Genomic DNA, 7,275 nt, shown 5'->3' with positions numbered 1-7,275 from the left:
ATCTGCGCGCCGAGGGCGCGGGCTTCGCCGCCGCGCTCGCGGCCGCCGGCGCGCAGCCCTGGCCCGATGCCGCGCGCCACGTGGGCGTGCCGGGGATGTCGGCGCTGCCGCGCGCGCTGGCGGTGGGGCTTGATGTGGTGACCTCGCGCCATGTCGGGCGCCTGGTCGGCGCGCCGGGGGCCTGGCGCGTGCAGCATTGGGATGCACGCGAGGCGAAGCCCGGCGCACCGCTGCCCGCTACCGCCCCTGCCGAGGACGGCCCCTTCTCGGCCGTGCTGGTGACGATCCCCGCGCCGCAGGCGGCGGAGCTGCTCCCGGGCTTCGCGCCCGCGCTGGCCGGCGTGCGCTACGCTCCGTGCTGGACCGTGATGGCCGCCTTCGACGCACCGCTGCCGCTGCCCGACACGCTGCGCCCGGAAGGCCATGCGATCGGCTGGGCGGCGCGGGATTCCTCCAAGCCGGGACGGGATCCAGCCGCGGAATGCTGGGTGGTGCAGGCCGCCCCCGCCTGGACGCGCGCGCATCTGGAACGCCGCGCGGAGGAGATCGCGGCGCCGCTGCTGACCGAACTCGCGACCCTCGCCGCCGCGCCGCTGCCCGCCCCGCGCTACGCCGCAGCGCATCGCTGGCGCTATTCGCTGCTCGAGGCGCCGCTCGGGGCGCCCTGCCTGTGGGATGCGACGCAACGGATCGGCCTCGCCGGCGACTGGTGCCTGGCCGGGCGGGCCGAGGCCGCGTGGGAGAGCGGCGCGGCGCTGGCGGGCATGGCGGCATGACCCGTCCGCCACCGCCCGCGACGCCGCAGGATGCGCTGGCGGACGCCTTCCGGCTGCTGTCGCGCGGCGTGGCAGACCGGCGCAGCCCCTTCCATACGCCGACGCTGGCGACACGCGGGCTGGATGGCGCGCCGGACCTGCGCACCGTGGTGCTGCGCGGCTTCGACCCCGCGACGCGGCTGCTGCGTATCCACACCGACCGGCGCAGCGCGAAGGCCGGCGAGATCGCGGCCGACCCGCGCGCCGCCCTGCACGGCTACGATGCCGCGGCGCAGGTGCAGATCCGCATCGCGGGGGTGGCAAGCCTGCACCTCGATGACGCGACCGCCGACGCCGCCTGGGCCGCGAGCCGGGAGATGAGCCGCATGTGCTACGCCACGCCCCACGCCCCCGGCGCGCCGGTCGAGGAACCGCCGCCCGCGCCGCAGGATGCCGCCGCGGGCCGGGCGAACTTCGCCGCCGTCACGCTGCGCATCGATGCGCTGGACTGGCTGCTGCTGGCCGCCGCGGGGCACCGGCGCGCCCGCTTCGCCTGGGACGACGCGGGCGCGCTCTGCGCCGGCTGGGCCGCGCCATGAGCGAGCCCGCCATCCGCGATGCCATCCTGGCGCAGACCGCGGCCCGCGGGCCGGCGAAATCCATCTGCCCGTCCGAGGTGGCGCGCGCCCTGGAGCCCGAGGCCTGGCAGAAGCTGATGCCCCGCATCCGGCGCGAAGCGGCGCTGCTGGCGCGCGAGGGGCGCATCGATATCCTGCGCAAGGGCAAGCCCGTGGATCCCGAAGTCGAGATCCGCGGCGTCATCAGGTTGAGGATCCGGTCATGATCTCGATGCTGTTCTCGCGCGGGGCGGCGGGCGTGCCCGCGCCGGCGCCGGTGGATTTCGCCACGCTGTCGCTGCCGGCCTCGCCCAATACCTGCCTGCTGACGCCCACCAGCGCGCCGGGCGTGGGACACCTGCAGCGCGACCCCTTTCCGGTCACGCCGGAGGCGGCCTTCGACGCCATCCGCGCGGTGGCGGCGGCGCAGCCGCGGACCTTTCCGCTGGCTGACTACCCCGACCGCCGCCAGGCGCAGTGGGTCGCGCGCACGCGGCTGATGAACTATCCCGACATCGTGGTGGCCGAGGTGGCGCCGACCGGCGGGGGGACCGGGCTGTGGCTCTATTCGCGCAGCCTGATCGGCTGGTCGGACCTGGGCGCGAACCGTGCGCGCGTGATGGCCTGGCTGGCCGAGTTCGAGAACCGGCTGAGGCGATAGGCGATGCGCACGCTCGCCCCCTTCCTGCGCGATGCCTGGCGGCTCGTGCGTCCCTATTGGTCCAGCGAGGATCGCTGGCGCGCGCGCGGGCTGCTGCTGGCCGTGGTGGTGCTGAACCTGTCGCTGGTGGGCATGACGGTGGTGCTCACCTACTGGCAGCGGGCCTTCTACAACGCGCTCGAGGCCAAGGATGCGGAGGCCTTCACAGCGCTGCTGTTCACCTGGCGCATCACCGAGGAGGACGGCTTCCTGCCATCCTTCTGCATCGTCGCCGCGGCCTATATCCTGATCGCGGTCTATGCGCTGTACCTGCGCCAGGCGCTCGAGATCCGCTGGCGGCGCTGGCTGACCGAGGTCTACCTCACGCAATGGCTGGACGGGCGCGCCTATTACCGCATGGCGCTGACCGACCCGGTGACCGACAACCCCGACCAGCGCATCGCCGAGGATGCGCGGATGTTCGTGGACGACACGCTCACCCTCGGGCTCGGGCTGATGCGGTCCGTCGTCACGCTGGGGTCGTTCATCCTGGTGCTGTGGTCGCTCTCGGGGCCGGTCACGCTGCTGGGCGTGACCATCCCGGGCTACATGGTCTGGGTGGCGCTGGTCTATGCCATCCTGGGCACCTGGCTCGCGCATCTGATCGGGCGGCCGCTGATCGCGCTGAACTTCAACCAGCAGAAGGTCGAGGCGGATTTCCGCTACGCGCTGGTGCGCTTCCGCGAGAATGTGGAGGGCATCGCCCTGCATGGCGGAGAGGCCGACGAGAAGCGCGGCCTGACCCAGCGCTTCCGCGCGCTGATGGAGAACTGGTGGTCCATCATGACCGCCACCAAGCGCCTCACGCTGTTCACCGTGGGCTATTCGCAGGTGGCCTCGATCTTCCCGATCGTGGTGGCGGCACCCGCCTATTTCGCAGGGCGGATTCCGCTGGGCGGGCTGATCCAGACCAGCAGCGCCTTCAACCAGGTGCAGGATTCGCTGTCCTGGTTCGTCGACAACTACGCGCGGCTGACCGGATGGCGCGCCACGGTGGAGCGCCTGACGGGCTTCACGCGCGCGGTGGCCGCGGCGCGCGCGGCGGAGGGCGGGCCGGTCGCGGCCAAGGGCGCGACGCCGGGGCTGTCGCTGCACGATGTGACGCTGTCACTGCCTGATGGGCGCGTGCTGCTCGCGGGCGGGAACGCCACGGTCGCGAAGGGCGAATCCGTCGTGATCACCGGTGCCTCGGGGTCCGGCAAGTCCACGCTGTTCCGCGCCATCGCGGGCATCTGGCCCTTCGGGACCGGGCGCATCGAACTGCCGGCGACCGGGCGTGCGCTGTTCCTGCCGCAGCGGCCCTATATCCCGCTCGGATCGTTGAAGCGCGCCGTCTGCTATCCGGAGGACGAGGCGGGGTTCACCGATGCCGAGGTCACGGCGGCGCTGGAGGCAGCCGAACTCGCGCAGCTGTCGCCGCGCCTGCACGAGAGCGATTCCTGGGACAAGCGACTCTCGGGCGGGGAGCAGCAACGCCTGGCGCTGGCCCGCGCGCTGCTGCTCAAGCCCGACTGGCTGTTCCTCGACGAGGCGACGGCGAGCCTCGATACGGCGGCGGAGGAGCGGCTCTATGCGCGCGTGAAGGAGATGCTGCCGGGCACGGCGGTGATCTCGATCGCGCATCGCCCGGCGGTGGCGACCTTCCATGACCGCGGGCTGCGGATCGAGGATCGACACCTGGTGGCGGGATGACGGCAGGCCGGGGGAGGAGAACCGCCCCCGGCCTTGCTCGACGCGCCCTCAATCCACCGTCGCACCCGACCGGCGCACCACCTCGGCCCAGCGCGCCACGTCCGCACGCTGCGTGTCGCGGAACTGCTCGGGGCTGTTGGGCGCGGCCGGCGGCGTGATGGCCTGGTTCTGCACCAGCCATTCGCGGAACTCCGGCGCCGCGATGATGCGGTTCACCTCGGCATTCATGCGCGCCACGATCGGCGCGGGCAGGTTGGCCGGCCCCAGGATGCCGTACCAGGTGGAGGTATCCATCGGCGGCAGGCCGCAGGCCTCGCCCACCGTCGGCACGTCCGGCAGCGCCGCCAGGCGTTCGCGCGTGAGCACGAAGAGCGCGCGCACCTGGCCCTGGCGGATCGGGCCCATCGCCGCGCCGGTCTGATTGAAGAACAGGTCGGTGTCGCCGGCCAGCAGCGAGGCCATCGCGCCAGGCTGCCCGCGATAGGGCACGTGCAGCAGGTCAAGCCCCGCGGCGGTGGCGAATTGCGCGCCTGCCAGGTGGGTCGAGGCGCCATTGCCGGTCGAGCCGTAGGAGATAGCCTGCGGTCGCGCCCGTGCCGCCGCCAGCACCGCCTGGCAGGAGGTCAGGTTCGGCCGCTTCTCGGGGCTCACGATCAGCACGTTCGGTACGTCGCCCAGCAGCACCACCGGCGTGAAGTCGCGGATCACGTCGAAGGGCAGCGAGCGATACAGCGCGGCATTGATCGCATGCGTGCCCGCGGTGCCGAGGTAGAAGGTGTAGCCGTCCGGGCGCGCCTTCGCGACCAGGTCGGAGCCGATGTTGCCGCCCGCGCCGGTGCGGTTGTCCACCACCACCGGCTGACCGAGCGCGCGCGAGAGCGGCTCGGCCAGGCGGCGCGCATAGATGTCGGTGCCCGCGCCGTTGGGGAAGCCGCCCATCAGGGTGATGGGGCGGTTCGGCCAGGGGGCCTCCTGCGCCAGGGCCGGCAGGGCGGTGGCGGCGATGGCCGCGGCGATAAGGGTGCGTCGCATCATGGTCCCGGTCTCCTTCGTCCTTGCGGTGGGCATCATGGCCGGCTGGCCGGCCCTGGCCCAGGGTGGGGGACGTGCCGCCTGGACGTTGCACCGGCCTGCGCCGGTCGGCCCCCGCCCGGGCAACCCTGCCCCTGCCGCGAGGGAGAGCGCGGCGGTTTCCCTCGGTCGGGCGCTGCTCTAGCCTGCCGCGCCATGAACGCCCCCTCGCCTGCCCCAAGCCTCGCGCGGATCGCGCGCGGCGGGAAGTCCATCTATGGCGCGCCGCTCGGCATCCTGATGCTGGAGGCGCGCTTTCCCCGCATCCCGGGCGACATGGGCAATGGCGAGACCTGGCCCTTCCCGGTGCTGTTCCGCGTGGTGCGGGGCGCAACGCCCGAGCGCGTGGTGCTTGCCGGCGCGCGCGGGCTGCTGCCGGAGTTCATCGCCGCAGCGCAGGACCTGGTGGATCTTGGGGCGGAGGCGATCACCACGAATTGCGGCTTCCTCTCGCTGTTCCAGCGCGAGCTGGCGCAGGCGGTGGGGGTGCCGGTGGCGACCTCCTCCCTGCTGCAGGTGCCCTGGGTGCAGGCGACGCTGCCGCCCGGCAAGCGGGTGGGCGTGGTGACGGTGAGCAAGGGGTCGCTGACGCCAGCATATCTGGAAGCGGCCGGGGTGCCGCTCGACACGCCCGTGGTGGGCACCGAGGGCGGGCGGGAGTTCTTCCGCGTGCTGATCAGCGCTGCAAAGACGGACCTCGATGTGGGCCTTGCCGAGCAGGATATCCTCGAGGCCGGGCGCACGCTGGTCGCGGCGCATCCCGAGGTCGGCGCGATCGTGCTGGAATGCACCAACATGCCGCCCTATGCCGCCGCGCTGGCGGAGGCGGTGGGGCTGCCGGTCTACGACATCTACTCGATGATCTCGTACTTCCATGCAGGGCTGCGGCCGCGGAGGTTCGTCTAGCCTGCCCGCGGGCGCCGGGCGCTGCCGGCGGTGGCCGCGCTTGGGTACCGCGCGCCGATGCGCCAGGCGCGGATGGCGGGTCGGGCGCTGTTGCGACGTGCGCCCCCGGATCGCGCAAGCGCGATGCGCCTTAGGCAGCGGCGCCGCTGCAGTCAGCCCTGGAACAGGCTGAGCAGCGACTGCGGCGCCTGGTTGGCGATGGAAAGCGACTGCGTGCCCAGCTGCTGGCGGATCTGCAGCGCCTGCAGCCGCGCCGATTCCTTCGCGAGGTCGGCATCGATCAGCGCGCCCAGGCCGCCATCCAGCGCATCGAGCTTGTCGCGGTTGTAGGCGATCTGCGCATCGACGTAGCGCGCATCCGACCCGTACTGGTTCAACGCATTGGCGATGACGGTGTTGATCGTGCCCCAGTCCCCGCCCGCCGCCAGCGCCGCCTGCGCGCCGGCCGCGTCGGTGGGTGCCGCGGCGACGATCATGGTGCCCGCGCCGTCCACCGAGGTGAGGGTGTAGGTCGTGCCGGCCTCGTTGCGCGTCGTGGTGATGTCGCCGCCGCCATTGGCAGTGTTGGTGTCGAGCAGCGTGCGCCCGTTGTAGGTGGCGTCCTGGATGAAGCTGGTAATCTGCGTACGCAACGCCTCGTACTGCGCGTTGTACTGGGCGCGCTGGTCGGTGTTGAGCGTATCGTCCGCAAGACGCACCAGCGTCTCGCGCACCTTGATCATGGTGTCCGATACCTTGCGCAGGCCGGCCAGCGCCGTGTCGAGCACGCCCTTCACGCCGCCCAGCTGTTCGTTCGCGGCCGTGAGGCCCGCGACATCCGCGCGCACCGACTGCGCGACGGCGAAGGCCGCGCCGTCATCCTTCGCATCCGAGACGCGATAGCCGGTCGAGACGCGCTTCTGCGTGCTGTTCAGCGCCTCATTCGTGCGGTTGAGCGACTGCAGCGCCACCATGGCACCGAGATTCGTGTTCACCGAATTGAGGCTCATCGGGATCTTCCCTTACCAGTGACGGGATATTCCCGCCGCGCTGCCACTGTGGCGCGGAGTGATGAATGTCGGGTTAAGCGCGGCGAGTCTTTTTGATGCCCTCAAGCGGCGGGCGCCGGCCGTCCGGCCGGCTTGCCTTCGCGCCACGCACTGGCGCACCCGGCGCATCGGATGGTCTGGGCACGGTCGCGCTTTGCGCTCCCGGATCGCGGCAAGGCCGCGATCCGCGCTTCGATCTGCCCTCAGACGGCGGGCGCGGCGCATCCGCGCGGCTTGCCTTCGCGCCATGCACTGGCGCGCCCGACGCGGCGGGCAGGTTGGGCGCGGTCGCGCTTTGCGCTCTCGGATCGCGGCAAGGCCGCGATCCGCGCTTCGATCTGCCCTCAGACGGCCGGCGCCGCGCGTCCGCGCGGCTTGCCTTCGCGCCAAGCACCGGCCTGCCAGGCGCGGCTGAGGGTCTGGGCGCGGTCGCGCTTTGCGCTCCCGGATCGCGGCAAGGCCGCGATCCGCGCTTCGATCTGCCCTCAGACGGCGGGCGCCGCGCG

General features: G+C 72.5%; 9 protein-coding genes. 7 read left to right on the top strand and 2 right to left on the bottom strand.

All coding sequences use genetic code 11. The features are described from left to right. From HW578_RS20435 to HW578_RS20415, 5 genes are all read left to right on the top strand, one after another. Positions 1–776, top strand: a 776-nt coding sequence (locus tag HW578_RS20435; RefSeq protein ID WP_198372560.1) for an NAD(P)/FAD-dependent oxidoreductase, incomplete at its 5' end; no start/stop codon positions are given. Beyond that, a complete protein-coding gene (locus HW578_RS20430) occupies positions 773–1,354 on the top strand; it encodes a pyridoxamine 5'-phosphate oxidase family protein (protein WP_198372559.1) in 582 nt (193 codons plus the stop codon). The genes HW578_RS20435 and HW578_RS20430, both read left to right, overlap by 4 nt. Beyond that, positions 1,351–1,599 (top strand): DUF3253 domain-containing protein, encoded by a 249-nt coding sequence (locus HW578_RS20425; RefSeq protein ID WP_198372558.1) that lies wholly within the window; start codon positions 1,351–1,353, stop codon positions 1,597–1,599. Before HW578_RS20430 ends, HW578_RS20425 begins: the two co-directional genes overlap by 4 nt. Continuing rightward, positions 1,596–2,033, top strand: a complete 438-nt coding sequence (locus tag HW578_RS20420; protein WP_198372557.1) for a DUF1499 domain-containing protein — start codon at positions 1,596–1,598, stop codon at positions 2,031–2,033. Before HW578_RS20425 ends, HW578_RS20420 begins: the two co-directional genes overlap by 4 nt. Positions 2,034–2,036: 3 nt before the next feature. After that, complete coding sequence (locus tag HW578_RS20415) at positions 2,037–3,764, top strand: ABC transporter ATP-binding protein/permease (RefSeq protein WP_198372556.1); 1,728 nt, start codon at positions 2,037–2,039, stop codon at positions 3,762–3,764. A gap of 48 nt (positions 3,765–3,812) precedes the next feature. Here HW578_RS20415 and HW578_RS20410 read toward each other — a convergent pair whose 3' ends face one another. Next, positions 3,813–4,799, bottom strand: a complete 987-nt coding sequence (locus HW578_RS20410) for a Bug family tripartite tricarboxylate transporter substrate binding protein (protein WP_198372555.1) — start codon at positions 4,797–4,799, stop codon at positions 3,813–3,815. 192 nt (positions 4,800–4,991) lie between these two features. On the opposite strand from HW578_RS20410, the gene HW578_RS20405 reads away from it, so the two are divergent. Then, the gene (locus HW578_RS20405; protein WP_198372554.1) at positions 4,992–5,741 is read left to right on the top strand and encodes an aspartate/glutamate racemase family protein; all 750 of its coding nucleotides are present in this window, start codon (positions 4,992–4,994) and stop codon (positions 5,739–5,741) included. Positions 5,742–5,893: 152 nt separating this feature from the next. Here the strand turns inward: HW578_RS20405 and HW578_RS20400 are convergent, their stop codons facing one another. Further along, positions 5,894–6,730 carry a flagellin gene (locus HW578_RS20400; RefSeq protein WP_198372553.1) on the bottom strand — a complete coding sequence of 279 codons (837 nt, stop codon included), beginning with the start codon at positions 6,728–6,730 and terminating at the stop codon, positions 5,894–5,896. A gap of 95 nt (positions 6,731–6,825) precedes the next feature. Between HW578_RS20400 and HW578_RS27945 the strand changes: the two genes are divergently transcribed. Beyond that, a partial coding sequence (locus HW578_RS27945; RefSeq protein ID WP_232479154.1) for a hypothetical protein occupies positions 6,826–7,275 on the top strand: 450 nt, incomplete at its 3' end.

The organism is Roseomonas rosulenta, from assembly GCF_016106005.1.
Taxonomy (GTDB): Bacteria; Pseudomonadota; Alphaproteobacteria; order Acetobacterales; family Acetobacteraceae; genus Neoroseomonas; species Neoroseomonas rosulenta.
Note: the sequence above shows the minus strand (reverse complement) of the source record. Positions and strands in the feature narration are given on the sequence as shown.